The organism is Achromobacter seleniivolatilans, assembly GCF_030864005.1.
In the GTDB taxonomy this organism is placed as follows: domain Bacteria; phylum Pseudomonadota; class Gammaproteobacteria; order Burkholderiales; family Burkholderiaceae_B; genus Achromobacter; species Achromobacter seleniivolatilans.
In genome coordinates this window covers 6,613,188-6,631,542 of the sequence record NZ_CP132976.1, presented here as the reverse complement: position 1 = coordinate 6,631,542, position 18,355 = coordinate 6,613,188, and the positions used below count along the sequence as shown (strand labels likewise).

Annotated in this window: 14 protein-coding genes and 3 rRNA genes; 11 read left to right on the top strand and 6 right to left on the bottom strand. The window is 58.0% G+C overall.

Features of this window, described 5'->3' with window-relative positions; genetic code table 11:
- Positions 1-89: 89 nt before the first annotated feature.
- The 4 genes from RAS12_RS29925 (at position 90) to RAS12_RS29910 (ending at position 3,270) form a co-directional block, all read left to right on the top strand.
- Complete coding sequence (locus RAS12_RS29925; RefSeq protein ID WP_371321233.1) at positions 90-1,370, top strand: glutamate-5-semialdehyde dehydrogenase; 1,281 nt, start codon at positions 90-92, stop codon at positions 1,368-1,370.
- A gap of 166 nt (positions 1,371-1,536) precedes the next feature.
- Entirely contained in the window at positions 1,537-1,917 is a 381-nt protein-coding gene (locus RAS12_RS29920; RefSeq protein WP_306944157.1) for a hypothetical protein, read from the top strand.
- 3 nt (positions 1,918-1,920) lie between these two features.
- A complete protein-coding gene (locus RAS12_RS29915; protein WP_306944154.1) occupies positions 1,921-2,706 on the top strand; it encodes a 2-keto-4-pentenoate hydratase in 786 nt (261 codons plus the stop codon).
- Positions 2,707-2,742: 36 nt separating this feature from the next.
- A complete protein-coding gene (locus RAS12_RS29910; RefSeq protein ID WP_306944152.1) occupies positions 2,743-3,270 on the top strand; it encodes a GNAT family N-acetyltransferase in 528 nt (175 codons plus the stop codon).
- Between the two features lies 1 nt (position 3,271).
- Here the strand turns inward: RAS12_RS29910 and RAS12_RS29905 are convergent, their stop codons facing one another.
- Together RAS12_RS29905 and RAS12_RS29900 are read right to left on the bottom strand one after the other, a co-directional pair.
- The gene (locus tag RAS12_RS29905) at positions 3,272-4,687 is read right to left on the bottom strand and encodes an amidase family protein (RefSeq protein WP_306944150.1); all 1,416 of its coding nucleotides are present in this window, start codon (positions 4,685-4,687) and stop codon (positions 3,272-3,274) included.
- A 113-nt stretch (positions 4,688-4,800) separates the two neighbouring features.
- Positions 4,801-5,670, bottom strand: coding sequence for a LysR family transcriptional regulator (locus RAS12_RS29900; RefSeq protein WP_306944148.1), 870 nt, complete (start codon positions 5,668-5,670; stop codon positions 4,801-4,803).
- 136 nt (positions 5,671-5,806) lie between these two features.
- Between RAS12_RS29900 and RAS12_RS29895 the strand changes: the two genes are divergently transcribed.
- The 5 genes from RAS12_RS29895 (at position 5,807) to RAS12_RS29875 (ending at position 9,837) form a co-directional block, all read left to right on the top strand.
- The gene (locus RAS12_RS29895; RefSeq protein ID WP_306944145.1) at positions 5,807-7,204 is read left to right on the top strand and encodes an MFS transporter; all 1,398 of its coding nucleotides are present in this window, start codon (positions 5,807-5,809) and stop codon (positions 7,202-7,204) included.
- An 85-nt stretch (positions 7,205-7,289) separates the two neighbouring features.
- A complete protein-coding gene (locus RAS12_RS29890) occupies positions 7,290-8,237 on the top strand; it encodes a 3-hydroxyacyl-CoA dehydrogenase NAD-binding domain-containing protein (RefSeq protein WP_306944143.1) in 948 nt (315 codons plus the stop codon).
- Between the two features lie 45 nt (positions 8,238-8,282).
- Positions 8,283-9,032, top strand: coding sequence for a hypothetical protein (locus RAS12_RS29885; RefSeq protein ID WP_306944141.1), 750 nt, complete (start codon positions 8,283-8,285; stop codon positions 9,030-9,032).
- Between the two features lie 109 nt (positions 9,033-9,141).
- Positions 9,142-9,414 carry a GNAT family N-acetyltransferase gene (locus RAS12_RS29880; RefSeq protein ID WP_306944139.1) on the top strand — a complete coding sequence of 91 codons (273 nt, stop codon included), beginning with the start codon at positions 9,142-9,144 and terminating at the stop codon, positions 9,412-9,414.
- A 21-nt stretch (positions 9,415-9,435) separates the two neighbouring features.
- Positions 9,436-9,837 (top strand): YchJ family protein, encoded by a 402-nt coding sequence (locus RAS12_RS29875; protein ID WP_306944136.1) that lies wholly within the window; start codon positions 9,436-9,438, stop codon positions 9,835-9,837.
- Between the two features lie 67 nt (positions 9,838-9,904).
- Here the strand turns inward: RAS12_RS29875 and RAS12_RS29870 are convergent, their stop codons facing one another.
- A complete protein-coding gene (locus tag RAS12_RS29870) occupies positions 9,905-10,774 on the bottom strand; it encodes a LysR substrate-binding domain-containing protein (protein WP_306944135.1) in 870 nt (289 codons plus the stop codon).
- Positions 10,775-10,885: 111 nt separating this feature from the next.
- Between RAS12_RS29870 and RAS12_RS29865 the strand changes: the two genes are divergently transcribed.
- Both RAS12_RS29865 and RAS12_RS29860 read left to right on the top strand, forming a co-directional pair.
- Positions 10,886-11,599, top strand: coding sequence for a haloacid dehalogenase type II (locus RAS12_RS29865; RefSeq protein ID WP_306944133.1), 714 nt, complete (start codon positions 10,886-10,888; stop codon positions 11,597-11,599).
- A gap of 48 nt (positions 11,600-11,647) precedes the next feature.
- The gene (locus tag RAS12_RS29860; RefSeq protein ID WP_306944131.1) at positions 11,648-12,388 is read left to right on the top strand and encodes an aldolase; all 741 of its coding nucleotides are present in this window, start codon (positions 11,648-11,650) and stop codon (positions 12,386-12,388) included.
- 239 nt (positions 12,389-12,627) lie between these two features.
- Here RAS12_RS29860 and rrf read toward each other — a convergent pair.
- The 3 genes from rrf to RAS12_RS29845 all read right to left on the bottom strand — a co-directional run bounded on the left by rrf (position 12,628) and on the right by RAS12_RS29845 (position 17,696).
- Positions 12,628-12,740, bottom strand: a 5S ribosomal RNA gene (gene rrf / locus RAS12_RS29855).
- 197 nt (positions 12,741-12,937) lie between these two features.
- Positions 12,938-15,822 (bottom strand): 23S ribosomal RNA (locus RAS12_RS29850).
- 343 nt (positions 15,823-16,165) lie between these two features.
- Positions 16,166-17,696: ribosomal RNA gene (locus RAS12_RS29845) — 16S ribosomal RNA — on the bottom strand.
- Together the 16S, 23S and 5S rRNA genes form the textbook arrangement of a ribosomal RNA operon.
- Positions 17,697-18,355 lie beyond the last annotated feature (659 nt).

Here is an 18,355-nt window from a genome sequence, read left to right as displayed (position 1 = left end):
CGCCGCCTTCGCCTCGCCCCTCCCTACGCCCGGCCCTCTGGCTGGATATACACTGATTCTTCAGACGGCGCCCGCGCCGCCCCACCTCTATGATCGACGCCGCCATGTCCTCGTCCTCCATCGAACAAGCCATGCTTGCCCTGGGCGAAAACGCCCGCCGTGCCTCGCGCGCGATGATGCGCGCCAACAGCGCCGCGAAAAATCAGGCCCTGCTGGCCATGGCTGACGCGCTCGCCGCCAGTCACGACGAACTGAAAGCCGCCAACGAAAAAGACGTTGCCGCCGCCCGCGCCAATGGCCTGGAAGCCGCCCTGCTCGACCGCCTGACGCTGTCGGACAAAACGCTGAACCACATGGCGGAAGGCTTGCGCCAGATTGCCGCCTTGCCCGACCCGATCGGCAGCATCACTGCCACCACCGTGCGTCCCAACGGCATGCGCGTGGCGCAGATGCGGGTTCCGCTAGGCGTGATCGGCATCATTTATGAATCGCGTCCCAACGTCACTATCGACGCGGCAGCGCTCTGCCTGAAGTCCGGCAACGCCGCCATCTTGCGCGGCGGCAGCGAAGCCCTGCATTCCAACATCGCGCTTGGCCGCATTGTGCAGATGGGTCTGGCCGCCGCTGGCCTGCCCCAAGATGCCGTACAGGTCGTAGCCACAGCCGACCGGGCCGCAGTCGGCAAGCTCATCACCATGACCGAACACATCGATGTCATCGTGCCGCGCGGCGGCAAGGGCCTGATCGCCCGCCTATCGCAAGAAGCGCGCGTGCCGTTGATCAAACACCTGGACGGCAACTGCCACATCTATATCGATGCGGCGGCCGATCCAGAAAAAGCCCACGCCATCGCCTTCAATGCCAAGACCTACCGTTACGGCATCTGCGGCGCAATGGAAACGCTGCTGGTGGATGCCGTCGCCGCCGTCTCCATCCTGCCCACGCTGGCCGCGGCCTTCAACGAACATGGCGTCGAACTGCGCGGCTGCCCGCGCACGATGGCTCTGCTGCCGCACATCACGCCAGCCACAGATGAAGATTGGGGCACGGAATACCTGGCCCCCATCCTGGCCGTGCGCATCGTCGACACGTTGGACGACGCCATTGAGCACATCGCCCGCTGGGGTTCCGGCCACACCGACGCCATCGTCACCGAAGATCTATCGGCAGCGCAGCGTTTTCAGCGCGAAGTCGATTCCAGCTCGGTTTATGTCAACCTGCCGACCTGCTTTGCGGATGGTTTCGAGTACGGCCTGGGGGCCGAAATCGGCATTTCCACAAATCGCCTGCATGCCCGCGGCCCGGTCGGCCTGGAAGGCCTGACTACGCTTAAATGGGTGTTGAGCGGTGAAGGTCAAGTCCGCGGTTGACGCTGCCTGCATGCACGGGCGGCTTCCCGCTCGTGCGCAGCCGCTGACGCAGCCCTGAACACGCGCTTGCGCCAAGCCCCCTACAATATGGCCTGAATTTTTGTGCAGGCTTCTTAGCGCAGACTTCATTTCATTCAACGCGGCATGCCGCGCACCAGAGATCCCCATGCATTCACCTGCCATGGCCATGGCCTTCAGCCTTTTTGTGCTGTGCTTCATCACCTGCTCGCTCAGTGGCATCGTGCTGTTCTTTTTCAAGAGCAAGCAAATCAATGCCGCGATGAAGCATCCCTACCTGCAGCACCGCACATTCAAACAGTATCCGCTGTCTATCCAGGCCGCGATCATGCTGGATTATTTCTTTCGCCTGATGTTTCCCGGCACGCGCCTCTGGTTGATCGGCAACGCCAACGATTTGTTGGAACACGTTGATCCCAAAAAGGTGCCGCTGTCCCTGAAATGGCCGGTCGTCGGCTTTTGGGGCTCTTGCTGGTTGGGCTTGATTGCCATGATCGCGCTGTGGATCATGCTCTACGTAGGGGCTTGAGCCATGCAGATCAGAATCGAAGATTATCCGGGCAGTCTTGACGCTGCCAAAACGCTGATCGCCGCCCGCGACTCGGGAATTGCCGGCCCCCGTTTGCCTGCCGATCTGCGCCCCCAATCATTGGGACAAGCCTTCGCCGTCCAACAACGCACAGCGCAGGTGCTGCAAGAGACCCGGCAAGACGCAGTCGCCGCATGGAAAAGCGCATTGCCGTCGCCCGAAAAAACCGTCGTGGCGCCCATCTACGCGTCAACCGTTGCCTACGCAGAAACCGGTCCTGTCCCCACGCGTACCGATGTCGTTCGCATCGAACCCGAAATTGCGTTCGAGCTGGGCCGCGACTTGCCCGCGCGCGACACGCCCTACAGTGCTGCAGAAGTTGATGCCGCCATTGTCAGCGCGCGACTGGCATTGGAAGTTCTGGGTTGCCGCTACGCCTCTCCAGAACACGCCAGCCTGCCCGAACTGTTAGCGGACCACATGTTCAACCAGGGCCTGGTCCTGGGCCCGCGTATTGCGTCACCGGAAGCCGCCCCGGGCAGCATGAGCTTGACGCTGTCGGTCAATGGCGTAGAGGTAGAACAACACGCCGGATTTCATCCGAACGACCACCCCAAGGCAGGCCTGTATTGGCTAGCCAACTTCCTGCGCGAGCAAGGCCTGGGGCTGTCCGCAGGCCAGCATGTCATTACGGGCTCGTATGCGGGCTTTCTTGATGTCCCTGCAAACCAGGATATCGAACTGGTTTATGGCGATATCGGGGTGTTGCGCGTTCGCTTCAACAAGTAAGACACCTACACGCAACGCCCTTCTTCGCTGCCGCCCATGCTGACACTGCGCCCCTTGGCACTCACGGACTTTGCGCTATTGGCCAGCTGGTTTTCCGGCTTGCCCGATGTCGTGCAATGGGGCGGTTCGCAACTGTCGTTCCCGCTGAGTCAAGCCGACGTGTCCGCAATGCTGGCCGAAGGACAGACATCACCGCCCAGCCGCCGCTGTTGGATGGTTTGCCGTGGCGATACGCCCATCGGCCATGCGCAATTGGCGTATGACTGGCGCGACGGCAACGCCCGCCTTGGTCGCGTCGCCATTGCGCCTGCCGAACGCGGCAAGGGTTTGGCGCGTCCATTGGTGACGCTAATGGTGAATGAAGCATTCCAGACTCCCGGCATTGACCGTCTGGAGCTCAATGTCTATATGTTCAACAAACCTGCGATCCGCACCTATCAGGCGCTGGGTTTTACGCTGGAAGGCGTAAGGCGATCGTCCACGCGCGTGGACGATGCTCGATGGGACACCGGCATGATGGGTTTGCTGCGTTCAGAATGGCGGGCGGCACAGCCCGCCGCCTGATTCAACGCAGTTCGGGTTCCGCAATACTGATTGCCGGGCCTGCTGCCTCGATCACCTCGCCAGCGGCCAAACACAGGTCTTCGCGATAACGCCCAGCCACAATCTGCACCCCGACTGGACTCGGGCCGACACTGCTCATTGCGCTGCCCATTGCGACCGACAGGGCTGGCAAGCCCATGAACGGCACGCCAATCTGCGTCATCTGCGCACGCCATACGCGCGCATACGCGGCGTCGCCTTGCAAATCGAGCTTGTCCGGAAAGGGCAACTCAGCTGATACCGGCAACAGCAGTACCGGATATTCGGCAAAGAACAGCTCCCACAACCGCGTCAATGTCGCGCGCCGTGTCAGCGCAGCGGAAAAATTGCTCAGATCTGCACCCGCCGCTTTGTCGCGTTGACCGCGCAACGCCACCAACGCCCCTTGATCGCCTTCTTTTTCAGCAGCCGCCAGCATGGCGTCATACCCGTCGGCCATCCACATGCGGATTTGAAGGTCGGCGGCTTCCTGCATGGGCGGGATGGCATCTAGCGTGTCTACTGTCCAACCCGCGTCTGCCAGACGCCGCGCCGCTTCCAGCAAGGCTTTGACAACACCCGGCTCGGTTTCCATGCCATCGGGATTTACGCATAACGCCGCCCGGCGCGGTGCATCAGGACCAACCAGCGGGGCAGGCACCCACCACGGATCACGCGGATCTGCCGCCGCCAATACCGCCAACCCCAGACGCACATCAGCAATGGTCCGCCCCAAAGGGCCGGACACGGCCGTCAGCTGGCCTCCAATCGAACGTTCGGGCAGCGCGGCGTTATACGCCGCCACGCGGCCCAGAGACGGCCGCAATCCATGCACGCCGCAGGCGTACGCGGGATACCGGATGGACCCGGCAATGTCCGTGCCATGCGCCAGATGCCCAATGCCAGCCGCCACTGCTGAGGCCGCGCCGCCCGACGATCCGCCGGGCGTAAGGGACGGATTACGAGGGTTCAGCGTATCACCATGCAGGGCGTTGCCAGTAAACCAGCGCAGCGAAAAAGCGGGCGTATTGGTGCGCCCCAGAATAACGGCGCCAGCGCGGCGCAGATTGTCTACGACAGGACTGTTGGCCGTGGCGATCAGGTCCTTTTGCAGGTTCACGCCGTTTGTTGTGGCATAACCGGCCTGATCCACGTTTACCTTGACCGTAACGGGCACGCCCGCCAGTGGGCCCAGCGCGTCGCCGCGGGCCAGGGCCGCATCGACATCGGCGGCCTGCGCCAGCACATCTTCGGGACGATGATCAATTACCGCATTCAGCGTGGGGTTCACGGCATTTAACCGGCTCAACGCACTGCGAGCGGCGTCGACGGCGGAAACTTCACGATTGCGAATACGGGAGGCAAGCTCAACTGCGGACAAACGCCAAATATCGGACACGCGTCGCTCCTGTGGACATGGTGTTGGCGGGCAGACAAACCTTAGCGCCAGTTGCGCCAGCCCACAAGCCACGGATTACCGCAGTAGCGCCCGCAATGCCCGCGCTGGCTCTGCTACTTGTCCGCTTCAAACACGTCGATGATCGCATCGGCCACGGCCCGCACGCGCGCTGTGCGATTCAGATCGCCATGCATGACCAGCCATAGATCGTAATCTTCGCTGCGGCTGGGCCAGATGCGTACCAGGTCCGGATAACTCGGCGCCATATGCGTGGGAATTTCTCCAATGCCCAAGCCGGCCGCCACCGCTTCAATAATCATCACTCCGGAATTCAATTCAATCGCGACCCGGCCGTTTCCTGTTGGCTCGCCGCAGAACGTATCGGACCACCCGGGCAATACCGCTTGCTGATACGTCACCAGCGTATGCCCCGCAAATGCAGTTCCAGGCCGCGGTTCGCCATGCGCAGCTAGATAGGACCGCGACGCATACAAGCCCACTTCTTTGCGTGCCAGATGCCTTTGGATCAAATCGGGATTGTCAGGTTTGACATTGCGTATCGCCAGGTCAGCTTCGCGCCGCGTCAGGTTGCTGATCTGAATGGATGTAGACAAATCGATTCGGATATCGGGATGCTGAAGATGCAACCGGCGGATCGCCTCCATGATGAAGTAACTGGCCACGGTCTCCGAGGTTGCCACGCGCACCACGCCGGACAAGCGATGATCCAGCCCTTGCATCTGCCGCTGCAACTGGTCAGCCGCCTGCTCCATGCGTTCGGCCGCGGCAAACGCCAGTTCACCAGCCGCTGTGGGCACGTAGCCCCCTGGCGTGCGCAAGAACAAGCGCGCATCCAGAGATGACTCCAGCGCCGCCAGGCGGCGTCCGGCCGTGGCCTGGTCAATTTGCAGCAACGCTGCCGCGCCACGCAATGTACCGACCCTATAAATAGCTAGAAATATTCTGGCGTTGTCCCAATCCATGATGTTTTTCCCCTGCGCATACCCTGCATATCGATGCATTTTTGCATGACTGCAAAGCATTTATTTGGCTTTTTTGCATCGATGAAAAACCCTAAGCTTCTCCCTTCGGAAAGCATCAACAGACATCATCAACGCTATGAGTACCGCCTGCCCTCAAGTCCCCGCCCCCGCGCTGGACACCAAACCGGTCACTGGCTGGCTGCCGCTGATCACCCTGGCGATCGGGTTCGTCATGGCCATGCTGGACGTCACGGTGGTCAACGTGGCGTTGCCCAGCATCGCGCTGCAATTCACGGTGCCGCTGACCGATCTGGTCTGGATTGTGGACGGCTACACCCTGACATTCGCCGCGTTGCTGCTGGTGGCAGGCGCACTGGCTGACCGCTACGGCGCCAAGACGATCTACCTGACGGGTTTAGCCGTGTTCACGTTTGCATCGCTGCTTTGCGGTCTGGCACCGGACGGCAACGCGCTGATCGCGGCCCGCATGTTGCAGGGGCTGGGGGCCGCCTTGTTCATGCCCAGTTCACTCAGCTTGTTAACCCACGCTTATGAAGACGAGCAGGTACGCAACCGCATGCTGGCCGCTTGGTCGGCCATCGTCGCCGTGGCCGGCGCATCCGGTCCGTTGCTGGGGGGCGTGCTGATTCACCAGTTCGGCTGGCGCAGCATCTTTCTTATCAACATCCCGCTGGGCGTGGCTGGCTTATGGCTGGCACGCCGCCGGATTCAAGCAGCGCCGCGGCGGCCGCGCGCGCTCAATCCTTTAAGCCATCTTTTAGGCGTGATCGCGCTGTCATCGCTGTGCTTTGTGCTGATCCAAGGCAACGCCTACGGCTGGTCTTCCACTCCTATCGCCAGCGCCGCCGCGATAAGCGCGGTAGCCGTTGTCTTGCTGGTGCGCCGCGAACGGCGCCACGCCGAACCCATTCTGCCGCGCGCGCTCTTCAAAACCACGCAATTCGCCGCCGCAAATGCCGTGGGCTTTCTGATCAATCTGGCATCCTACGGACAGCTCTTTCTACTCAGCCTCTTCCTGCAACACGCACGCGGCGCGGACGCATTGCAGACCGGGATCGAACTGGTCCCGATGCTGGCGGTATTTTCAATCGGCAACTTGATTTCGGGCCGGGTATCGGCACGCTGGAATGTCTCGGCAGCCTTGTTGGGTGGCGTGGCGCTGGCTGCCATCATGAGCGCTATCGGCATCGTTGCATTCACACCGGGCATTGCCTACTGGCCGTTCGCCATCGCCGTTGCGCTATCGAATTTAGGGGTAGGCATCGCCGTGCCCGCAATGACCAGTGTCGTCATGCAGGTGTCCGGCAAGCATCACGCCAATAGCGCAGCCGCCGCATTGAACGCCAATCGCCAATCCGGCGCGCTGGTGGGAGTGGCGCTGATGGGCACGATTCTGCATGTGCTGCCTGACTGGCACACGACACTGCCAGCTGCTTACAGCATCATTGCGGCGAGTTATCTACTGGCAGTAGTGTTGGTCTGGAAGCACCTGCGCCGCGCACGCAACACTTGAAATTGCTGGCAGCGCCCTGGGCCTTGCATGACAAGCTTCGTGCGTTTGCTTCACAATGTGGCCCATCCACCTATCGGAGAGCCGCATGTCCAGCACCGTTACGCCCGCCCAGCCTATCCGTCGCGTCGCCATCGTAGGCGCCGGGACCATCGGCGCCAGTTGGGCCGCGCTATTCCTGGCCCATGGGCTCGAAGTCGTCGTGAGCGACCCCGCAGCCGATGCTGAATCGCAGACCCGCGCCCGCGTAAAGGCCGCCTGGCCGGTCCTGGCCGAGCTGGGCCGCGTAGCCGATGGCGCATCTGCCGACACCTTGCGCTTTGAGCCCGACTTGGCCGCCGCGCTGGAGGGCGTGGACTTTGTGCAAGAAAACGCCCCTGAGCGCGAAGATTTCAAGATCGATCTGTTCGCCCGCATGGATGCGATTCTGCCGCCGCACGTCATTGTCGCCTCCAGTTCGTCGGGACTCATCATGAGCCGCCTGCAATCCCGCTGCCAGCATGCAGCGCGATTTGTCATTGGCCACCCCTTCAACCCGCCTCACCTGATCCCCTTGGTGGAAGTGGTCGGCGGCAATCAAACATCGGCCGACACGATCGACCGCTGCATTGCCTTCTACCAGGCGATGGGCAAATACCCCATCCGGTTGAACAAAGAAGTCCCTGGCCATATCGCCAACCGCTTGCAGGCCGCTTTGTGGCGGGAGGCCATTCACCTGGCTGCGGAAAATGTTGCAAGCGTGGCCGACATTGATGCGGCAGTCTCGCAAGGTCCCGGATTGCGCTGGGCATTGTTTGGCCCGCACATGACCTTCAATCTAGGAGGCGGCGCAGGCGGTTTGGCGAACTTCATGGATCATCTGCTGGACCCGGTGCAAACCTGGTGGGACGATCTGGGTGCACCCGACGTCACGCCCGAACTTCAACAACGCCTGATCGATGGCGTCAACGCCGCAGCAGGCGAGCGCAACATCGCCGACCTCGTAGAAACTCGGGATGCGCAACTCACCGCTTTACTCAAGGCCTTGCAGCGCTAAGCCGTAGCGGGTTGATTCTTCCCTCTGTTGTCTAGGATGCAATACATGCCGTGGCTCAACCGCCCGCAGCTTGCGCGCCGCAAGCTGCTCGCCTGTCTCGCCCTTTTGGCGGCTTTGCCGGCAAGCGTTGCGCAGGTGTCGCCTGCCGAACCGATACGCCCACCCTCCCTCGTATGGGGTGCATTGCCCGACGGCGACCTCTATCTGCTTGTCGCCAGTCCACGCCTAAGCAAGCCAGAGGTCGTTCAACTGGCCGACGGCACAATCGGGCCCGGGGTCGGCGACGACCGGTTCGTCACGCAGGTCTGGAGCAATGTGCCAGCGCCCATCCAGCTTTGGGTCACGATCGATCCGGCTCGGCTGCGTGATGCAGGCCTGACATTGGATCAGGCCTTGAAGGCTCTAGATCAAAAGCTGGGCGTCTCTGCTCAACCGCTCCAAGGGATCGGCATTGCTGCTTCTTGGTTCTACCCGAAAGCGTCGCGTACTGCCTTGAGCGAAAGGTCAGACACATCGCTCAAACTGCCGGACGGCCGTGTCGCCGACCCGGCAATGTGGACAGAGGTCGCTTACCGGCAATACCCCGAACCCTGGAACGACTGGCAGCAAGTGGCGCTCAGCCTCACCATCCATGCAGAGAGCGATCGCAGTTCGCTCCACGACGTGGTTATTGGCCGGCTGAATCAGTTGGCGCAGAAACTTCCTGCGGACGTGTCCATCCTGATGATCCCGGGCGGCCCACGACTGAAAGAAGTCGATGGGATCTTCGTCACGCTCGGCGCTGAACATCGCTAACGCAGAGTGCCGGAACGTTTGCGGACGCCGCCTGCCATCGCGAGCCGCTGTTATCCTTGCACCACAGACACCGGGTCACGCCACCCGGCCTAACCAGGAAATCCGCTTCATGACGCTCGTCACGCAGGACATCGAACGCTCCCGCTTCACCGCCATCGTCGATGGCGTGCTGTGTGTGCTGGACTACCAGCTGCAAGACAACATCATGGCGATCGTGCACACGGGCGTACCCAGCCAGGTAGGCGGACGTGGCATCGCGGCCGAACTCACCAAATTCGCGTTGGATACGGCGCGCGCCAATGGCTGGAAGGTACGCCCCTTGTGTTCCTATGCCGAGGTCTACATGCGCCGCCATCCCGACTACAACGACCTGCTAGCCTGAACAACCTGCAACGCCTTTATCTTGACCAAGACATCCTCCACCCCAGCCCTGCCATGCCCGTGCGGCGGCGCGAAGTACTCCGCATGTTGCGGCCGTTGGCATGATGGCCCCGAGGCCATGCTGGCGCCTACCGCCGAAGCCCTGATGCGTTCCCGCTACAGCGCGTTCGTCATGGACAAGCTTCCTTATCTGCTGGCCACTTGGCACGCCAGCACGCGCCCGTCGTCCTTGGAACCCAACCCGCCTGACCTGAAGTGGCTTGGACTTGCTATCAAGCAAGCCCGCAGCCAGGACGCGGACCACGCCACCGTGGAGTTCGTCGCGCGCAGCCGCCAAGCCGGCCGCGCTCATCGCATGCATGAAACCAGCCGCTTCGTCCGTGAAGATGGGCAGTGGTATTACGTGGATGGTGATTTGAGCTGAACTGCGCCGATTCTGCGCAGTTCAGCTCAGAACCGCGTGGCGTTGGCAGGCGTTGGATCTGGAGCGGTCAGCTCGTCAAACTCTGCACGTCGCTTTCGATCGCCTGGCGCAGGGCTGACACCAGATGCTGTTCCACATCAGATACGCCACGCGGATTACCGACTATCGCCAACTCGGTCGGCGGCACCGCCGCAAAACCCTCGTCCGCGGCAAGCAGCGCATGCGTGTCCAAGCGCGCAAAAACAGGCAACAGACTCACGCCCAAACCAGCGGCCACCGCCGCCTGCACACCCGCCAGACTCTGGCTGTGATAAGCCACGTGCCATGCCCGTCCAGCGCTTTCCAGCGCATAGATCATCCGCTTGCGGTAGATGCACCCTTGAGGAAACAGTACCAGAGGCACCGACCCGCCTTGCGCCAAGCGCTGCCTGCCGCCCACCCACACCAGGCGTTCTGGCCATGCTGCCAGACTAGGCCCATCCCCGGGTTCACGCTTGATCAACGCCAGATCCAAATCCCCGGACGCCAACTTGGCTCGCAAATCCGAGCTCATACCGCTGGCCGTTTCCAGCCTGACCTCGGCATGTCCGGCAGCAAATCCAGCCAACAGCACCGTCAGCCGCGACACGTCGAAATCTTCAGGAATGCCCAGTCTTAAGACCCGCGTGGCCCTGGGCGCCGACAACACGTGCTCGGCTTCATCCGCAATCGCCAGCAAACGGCGCGCATAGACCAACATCAGATTGCCGTCTTCGGTCGGCGACACATTGCTGCCCGTGCGGTCTCGCAGCAGCAGCGTTTTGCCCACGGTCTGTTCCAGTTTGCGCACCTGTTGGCTTACCGTCGATTGCGTGCGATGCACACGGCTGGCCGCCCGCGTGAAGCTGCCTTCGTCCACGACACAAACCAGGGTTCTAAGCAATTCAAGATCCAGCATGGTTTAGATATTCACAAATCAACTGAGAAGAGTTCAATTATTAATTTTACAACTCATGTGTCAGAACCCTAAGCTGATTCTGTTCGGCTCCCACATCTACCGGAATCCAGCATGCCTTTGAACCAACTTCCCCGTCCCCAATGGCTGACCTTCGATTGCTACGGCACCCTTATCCAGTGGGACGAGGGGTTGCAAGCGGCTGTCGCGAAACTGCTGCATACCAACGCCCTTGACGGGAATGCGCCCACGCCCGCGCAATTCCTGCATGTTTACGACGAACATGAACATCGGCTGGAACGCACGCCTCCCCACAAGCGCTTCGCAGACGTGACTCGCGAGTCGCTGCGCCTGACTACGCAGGACCTGAACCTGCCCTATCGTCCGGAAGATGCCGAAATATTGACGAGCAGCATTTCTGCCATGCCGCCCTTTCCAGAAGTTGTCACAACACTTGCCGCGTTAAAACAAGCGGGTTTTCGTCTCTGCATCATTTCCAACACCGACGACGCCATCATCGCGGGCAACGTAGCGCAACTCGGAGGCCATATCGATCGCGTCATCACGGCTGAGCAAGCGGGTGCGTATAAACCGTCGCGCAAGATATTTGCCCACGCCCACGATAGCTTGGGCGTTACGCCGGACGAGGTCGTGCATATCTGCGCAAGCCCGCATCTGGACCATGCTGCCGCCCGAGAAATCGGGTTTCGTTGCATATGGATCGACCGCGGTACCGGCCGCAAGCTCTTGCCTGACTACCGCCCGGACGCTACCGTACCGACTTTGGATCGCGTACCTGACCTGTTCCGTAATGCCGGCTGGCTATGACGAGCAGTGGTTTCGCCCTTGTCGCTGTGTAACCCCATAAAGGTAGCCATGAATCAAGACCCGCATTTTGCTGACGCACTCTTTCGCGCTGAACCCGTCGCAGCGTTACGCGCTGACCTGGCGCTTGCCTTGCGGGCAGCAGCTGCCCATGGCTTGGGTGAAGGCGTGTGCAACCATTTCAGCGTGGCCTTACCCGGTGACCCAGACCACTTTCTGCTCAATCCGCGCGGCCTGATGTGGAATGAGGTCCAAGCAGACGACATTGTGCTGATCGACGCCAATGGCAACAAACTCGCCGGCCGCCACGAAGTCGAACCCACAGCCATGTTTATCCATGCGGCCATCCATCGAATCGCCGGCAAGGCCTGTGTGCTGCATACGCACATGCCTTACGCCACCGCACTGACGCTGACGTCTGACCGAGCGCTAGACACCACCCTTTCGCAAAACGCGATGCGGTTTCATGGGCGGCTTGCCATCGATCAGGATTACAACGGCTTGGCGCTGGATATCAGCGAAGGCGAGCGCATCGCGCACGCCATGCAAGGTGCAGACATCGTTTTTCTCGGCAATCACGGCGTTGTCGTTTGCGGTGAACGCCTGGACTATGCCTACGACGATCTGTTCTTTCTGGAGCGCGCGTGTACCGCTCAAGTGTTGGCGCAATCGACAGGCCGTCCACTAAAACCCGCTGATCCCGCAATTGCCGCCAAAGTTGCTGGCCAAATTCAAAGTGAACGTTTGCAGTCCGAACTGTTGTTCGCGGCATTGCGACGCCAATTGCCTTAGCCGATCTGGCTAGTCTTTTCGCTTTTTGAACAATCCCGATGAGACGAGACGATAGCTACCCACCGGCCTAAACATAACGACCAATAAAAAACCCCTCGCAGCGTCAGCTGCGAGGGGTTTTCTACATGGGGTATCGATATTCATACCGCGCATCGCGCGGCCAATACATAACGCAGGTAAAACCCGCGCCCCAAAGACAAAACCCCACAGGATTACCTGTGGGGTTTTGCGGAATAAAAGCCTGACGATGACCTACTTTCACAGACGTCCGTCCACTATCATCGGCGCGAAGGCGTTTCACTGTCCTGTTCGGGATGGGAAGGAGTGGTACCACCTTGCTATGGTCGTCAGGCGTAACTGGTTGAGCGGCTGCGGTTAGGCAACTGCTCCAATCTTGGAAGAAACACAACGTGTGGATGATCAGAGGCTAGCTCGATGATCATGCACAGGGGGGTGTAATTGTTGGCTGACTGCCGACGGTGCAGTCAGATTTTGTATTGAACGACACTTGGAACGCTATATCACCAGGTCAATAACCATCAGTGTTATAGGATCAAGCCTCACGAGCAATTAGTATCAGTTAGCTTAACGCATTACTGCGCTTCCACACCTGACCTATCAACGTCCTGGTCTCGAACGACTCTTTAGGGGGATCAAGTCCCCGGGATACCTAATCTTCAGACGAGTTTCCCGCTTAGATGCCTTCAGCGGTTATCTCTTCCGTACTTAGCTACCCGGCAATGCCATTGGCATGACAACCGGTACACCAGAGGTACGTCCACTCCGGTCCTCTCGTACTAGGAGCAGGCTCCGTCAAGTATCCAACGCCCACGGCAGATAGGGACCAAACTGTCTCACGACGTTTTAAACCCAGCTCACGTACCTCTTTAAATGGCGAACAGCCATACCCTTGGGACCGGCTACAGCCCCAGGATGAGATGAGCCGACATCGAGGTGCCAAACACCGCCGTCGATATGAACTCTTGGGCGGTATCAGCCTGTTATCCCCAGAGTACCTTTTATCCGTTGAGCGATGGCCCTTCCATTCAGAACCACCGGATCACTATGTCCTGCTTTCGCACCTGTTCGACTTGTCAGTCTCACAGTCAAGCACGCTTATGCCATTGCACTATCAGCACGATTTCCGACCGTACCTAGCGTACCTTCGAACTCCTCCGTTACACTTTGGGAGGAGACCGCCCCAGTCAAACTGCCCACCATGCACTGTCCCCGATCCGGATAACGGACCAAGGTTAGAACCGCAAACAAACCAGGGTGGTATTTCAAGGTTGGCTCCACGTGATCTAGCGACCACGCTTCAAAGCCTCCCACCTATCCTACACAGGCCGGTTCACAGATCAATGCAAAGCTACAGTAAAGGTTCATGGGGTCTTTCCGTCTAGCCGCGGGTAGATTGCATCATCACAAACACTTCAACTTCGCTGAGTCTCAGGAGGAGACAGTGTGGCCATCGTTACGCCATTCGTGCAGGTCGGAACTTACCCGACAAGGAATTTCGCTACCTTAGGACCGTTATAGTTACGGCCGCCGTTTACCGGGGCTTCGATCAAGAGCTTGCACCCCATCACTTAACCTTCCGGCACCGGGCAGGCGTCACACCCTATACGTCGACTTTCGTCTTTGCAGAGTGCTGTGTTTTTAATAAACAGTCGCAGCCACCGATTCTCTGCGACCCCATCATGCTAAGCGCGCAGGCGCTTCACACTACCGGGGTATACCTTCTCCCGAAGTTACGGTATCAATTTGCCGAGTTCCTTCTCCTGAGTTCTCTCAAGCGCCTTGGAATATTCATCCCGTCCACCTGTGTCGGTTTGCGGTACGGTCTCGTACAGCTGAAGCTTAGAGGCTTTTCTTGGAACCACTTCCAATCACTTCGCAAGCAATGCTCGCTCGTGTCACACCCTTGATTTACGCGCCCGGATTTGCCTAAGCGCCATCTTCGATGCAGCAACAGGGACATCCAACACCCTGATGATCTTCCGCGATCCGTCCCCCCATCGCACTGTACGACGGTACTGGAATATTAACCAGTTTCCCATCAGCTACGCATCTCTGCCTCGCCTTAGGGGCCGACTCACCCTGCGCCGATGAACGTTGCGCAGGAAACCTTGGACTTACGGCGAGGGGGCTTTTCACCCCCTTTATCGCTACTCATGTCAGCATTCGCACTTCTGATACCTCCAGCAGCCTTTACAAGCCACCTTCGCAGGCTTACAGAACGCTCTCCTACCGCGTGCACTAAAAGTGCACACCCGCAGCTTCGGTTTATCGCTTAGCCCCGTTACATCTTCCGCGCAGGACGACTCGATCAGTGAGCTATTACGCTTTCTTTAAAGGATGGCTGCTTCTAAGCCAACCTCCTGACTGTCTATGCCTTCCCACTTCGTTTCCCACTTAGCGATAATTCGGGACCTTAGCTGGCGGTCTGGGTTGTTTCCCTCTTGAGTCCGGACGTTAGCACCCGGTGCTCTGTCTCCCAAGCTGTACTTGCAGGTATTCGGAGTTTGCCATAGTTTGGTAAGTCGCCATGACCCCCTAGCTATAACAGTGCTCTACCCCCTGCAGTAATACTTGAGGCACTACCTAAATAGTTTTCGGAGAGAACCAGCTATTTCCAGATTTGTTTAGCCTTTCACCCCTATCCACAGCTCATCCCCTAATTTTTCAACATTAGTGGGTTCGGTCCTCCAGCACGTGTTACCGTGCCTTCAACCTGGCCATGGATAGATCATCTGGTTTCGGGTCTACACCCAGCGACTGAATCGCCCTATTCGGACTCGCTTTCGCTACGGCTTCCCTATTCGGTTAACCTTGCCACTGAATGTAAGTCGCTGACCCATTATACAAAAGGTACGCAGTCACCCCACAAGGAGGCTCCTACTGTTTGTATGCATACGGTTTCAGGATCTATTTCACTCCCCTTCCGGGGTTCTTTTCGCCTTTCCCTCACGGTACTGGTTCACTATCGGTCGATCACGAGTATTTAGCCTTGGAGGATGGTCCCCCCATCTTCAAACAGGATTTCACGTGTCCCGCCCTACTTATCTTACGCTTAGTTCCACACACAAAATTTCATCTACAGGGCTATCACCTGCTACGGCGGGGCTTTCCATCCCCTTCGATTATCTTGCATGCTAAAACGTAAAGGCTCTTCCGATTTCGCTCGCCACTACTTTCGGAATCTCGGTTGATTTCTTTTCCTCGAGCTACTGAGATGTTTCAGTTCACCCGGTTCGCTTCCACTAGCCTATGTATTCAGCTAGGGATACTGCATTGCTGCAGTGGGTTTCCCCATTCGGATATCTACGGATCAAAGCTTGTTTGCCAGCTCCCCGTAGCTTTTCGCAGGCTACTACGTCCTTCATCGCCTGTGATCGCCAAGGCATCCACCATATGCACTTAGTCGCTTGATCCTATAACGCTGTAGGCTATAGGACCTGAGTATTAGCGTTTGTGCCGTTCATAAGTTTCAAAGCAGTCTGAGGTTATTCACCCCAGTCTTGAGAACTTGGAACAAAAATAATGCAATCACAACCCGTACTTATTTTCTTCAGCTTGCGCTGAGTACTTAATAAGTACATTTCGTTGTGCTTCTTCCAGATTGTTAAAGAACGATATAGCTGTTGAGTAAAACCCAACTCATAACACTGCAAGCAGCGCTATGAGTTAGCTTCTACGCGGAATCAAGCATTCTTGATTCCAGCTACAAAAAACAACCGATAAGAGTGGACGCTTAACACGAGCACTTAAGCTCTGAAAGGAGGTGATCCAGCCGCACCTTCCGATACGGCTACCTTGTTACGACTTCACCCCAGTCATGAATCCTACCGTGGTAATCGCCCCCCTTACGGTTAGGCTAACTACTTCTGGTAAAACCCACTCCCATGGTGTGACGGGCGGTGTGTACAAGACCCGGGAACGTATTCACCGCGACATGCTGATCCGCGATTACTAGCGATTCCGACTTCACGCAGTCGAGTTGCAGACTGCGATCCGGACTACGATCGGGTTTCTGGGATTGGCTCCCCCTCGCGGGTTGGCGACCCTCTGTCCCGACCATTGTATGACGTGTGAAGCCCTACCCATAAGGGCCATGAGGACTTGACGTCATCCCCACCTTCCTCCGGTTTGTCACCGGCAGTCTCATTAGAGTGCCCTTTCGTAGCAACTAATGACAAGGGTTGCGCTCGTTGCGGGACTTAACCCAACATCTCACGACACGAGCTGACGACAGCCATGCAGCACCTGTGTTCCAGTTCTCTTGCGAGCACTTCCAAATCTCTTCGGAATTCCAGACATGTCAAGGGTAGGTAAGGTTTTTCGCGTTGCATCGAATTAATCCACATCATCCACCGCTTGTGCGGGTCCCCGTCAATTCCTTTGAGTTTTAATCTTGCGACCGTACTCCCCAGGCGGTCAACTTCACGCGTTAGCTGCGCTACTAAGGCCCGAAGGCCCCAACAGCTAGTTGACATCGTTTAGGGCGTGGACTACCAGGGTATCTAATCCTGTTTGCTCCCCACGCTTTCGTGCATGAGCGTCAGTGTTATCCCAGGAGGCTGCCTTCGCCATCGGTGTTCCTCCGCATATCTACGCATTTCACTGCTACACGCGGAATTCCACCTCCCTCTGACACACTCTAGCCCGGTAGTTAAAAATGCAGTTCCAAAGTTAAGCTCTGGGATTTCACATCTTTCTTTCCGAACCGCCTGCGCACGCTTTACGCCCAGTAATTCCGATTAACGCTTGCACCCTACGTATTACCGCGGCTGCTGGCACGTAGTTAGCCGGTGCTTATTCTGCAGGTACCGTCAGTTTCATAGGGTATTAACCCATGACGTTTCTTTCCTGCCAAAAGTGCTTTACAACCCGAAGGCCTTCATCGCACACGCGGGATGGCTGGATCAGGGTTTCCCCCATTGTCCAAAATTCCCCACTGCTGCCTCCCGTAGGAGTCTGGGCCGTGTCTCAGTCCCAGTGTGGCTGGTCGTCCTCTCAAACCAGCTACGGATCGTCGCCTTGGTGAGCCATTACCCCACCAACTAGCTAATCCGATATCGGCCGCTCTAATAGTGCAAGGTCTTGCGATCCCCTGCTTTCCCCCGTAGGGCGTATGCGGTATTAGCCACGCTTTCGCGTAGTTATCCCCCGCTACTAGGCACGTTCCGATACATTACTCACCCGTTCGCCACTCGCCACCAGACCGAAGTCCGTGCTGCCGTTCGACTTGCATGTGTAAGGCATCCCGCTAGCGTTCAATCTGAGCCAGGATCAAACTCTTCAGTTTAATCTCTGTATTTGTTCGTATTCTTGGTCCGAATAAATCCGAACCAGGTCATACGTCGCTACTCAAAGGAAGTGAGGTATGTTCTTAAACTTGACGTCTAAGGTACTTCACTTCTAGTGAGCACTTGATTTCTTGTGCTTGTGAATAAGCTCGGGTTTAACCCCTTACCTAATCACAGTGCATCGCATCAAGCGCCCACACTTATCGGTTGTTTAATTGTTAAAGAGCGGTACTGCTAAATTCTGTACTACTTACTGCTACTGCTTCAATCCGGCTCGCTTCGGGCTGCTTTCGCTACCGCGTCGCTTGCTGTTTTCAGCAGCAGAGAGGCGAGATTATGAAGGAGTTTTTATCGTTTGTCAAGCTGGCTTCGTTTCTGCTTTCGCTTCACTCCACCGCTTGACTCACAACCCCTTCAGGCCTGCTTCTCTTTAGCAGCTATCGAAATATCAGGGCAAACCCTAAGTTTTCGGCAACTGCCAAGCCTGAAACTATAACACAACTTTTGCAGATTATGCAACCGGCTTCTGCCTGATTTGCATCCTATCTTGCAACCCCGCCACCTTGGCCTGCGCCTCGATTTTGGCTCTGGAATCCAGAGGTTGGTTACCGCTCAGGTGGCTAGCAACTCGTTTAGGGTAAACCCTGAAAACCAATCA

Excerpts from the sequence above, each read along its gene's own strand:
- RAS12_RS29925 (WP_371321233.1), top strand. The coding sequence starts at position 90 with ATGATCGACGCCGCCATGTCCTCGTCCTCCATCGAACAAGCCATGCTT.
- RAS12_RS29920 (WP_306944157.1), top strand. The coding sequence starts at position 1,537 with ATGCATTCACCTGCCATGGCCATGGCCTTCAGCCTTTTTGTGCTGTGC.
- RAS12_RS29915 (WP_306944154.1), top strand. The coding sequence starts at position 1,921 with ATGCAGATCAGAATCGAAGATTATCCGGGCAGTCTTGACGCTGCCAAA.
- RAS12_RS29910 (WP_306944152.1), top strand. The coding sequence starts at position 2,743 with ATGCTGACACTGCGCCCCTTGGCACTCACGGACTTTGCGCTATTGGCC.
- RAS12_RS29900 (WP_306944148.1), bottom strand. The coding sequence starts at position 5,670 with ATGGATTGGGACAACGCCAGAATATTTCTAGCTATTTATAGGGTCGGT.
- RAS12_RS29895 (WP_306944145.1), top strand. The coding sequence starts at position 5,807 with ATGAGTACCGCCTGCCCTCAAGTCCCCGCCCCCGCGCTGGACACCAAA.
- RAS12_RS29890 (WP_306944143.1), top strand. The coding sequence starts at position 7,290 with ATGTCCAGCACCGTTACGCCCGCCCAGCCTATCCGTCGCGTCGCCATC.
- RAS12_RS29885 (WP_306944141.1), top strand. The coding sequence starts at position 8,283 with ATGCCGTGGCTCAACCGCCCGCAGCTTGCGCGCCGCAAGCTGCTCGCC.
- RAS12_RS29880 (WP_306944139.1), top strand. The coding sequence starts at position 9,142 with ATGACGCTCGTCACGCAGGACATCGAACGCTCCCGCTTCACCGCCATC.
- RAS12_RS29870 (WP_306944135.1), bottom strand. The coding sequence starts at position 10,774 with ATGCTGGATCTTGAATTGCTTAGAACCCTGGTTTGTGTCGTGGACGAA.
- RAS12_RS29865 (WP_306944133.1), top strand. The coding sequence starts at position 10,886 with ATGCCTTTGAACCAACTTCCCCGTCCCCAATGGCTGACCTTCGATTGC.
- RAS12_RS29860 (WP_306944131.1), top strand. The coding sequence starts at position 11,648 with ATGAATCAAGACCCGCATTTTGCTGACGCACTCTTTCGCGCTGAACCC.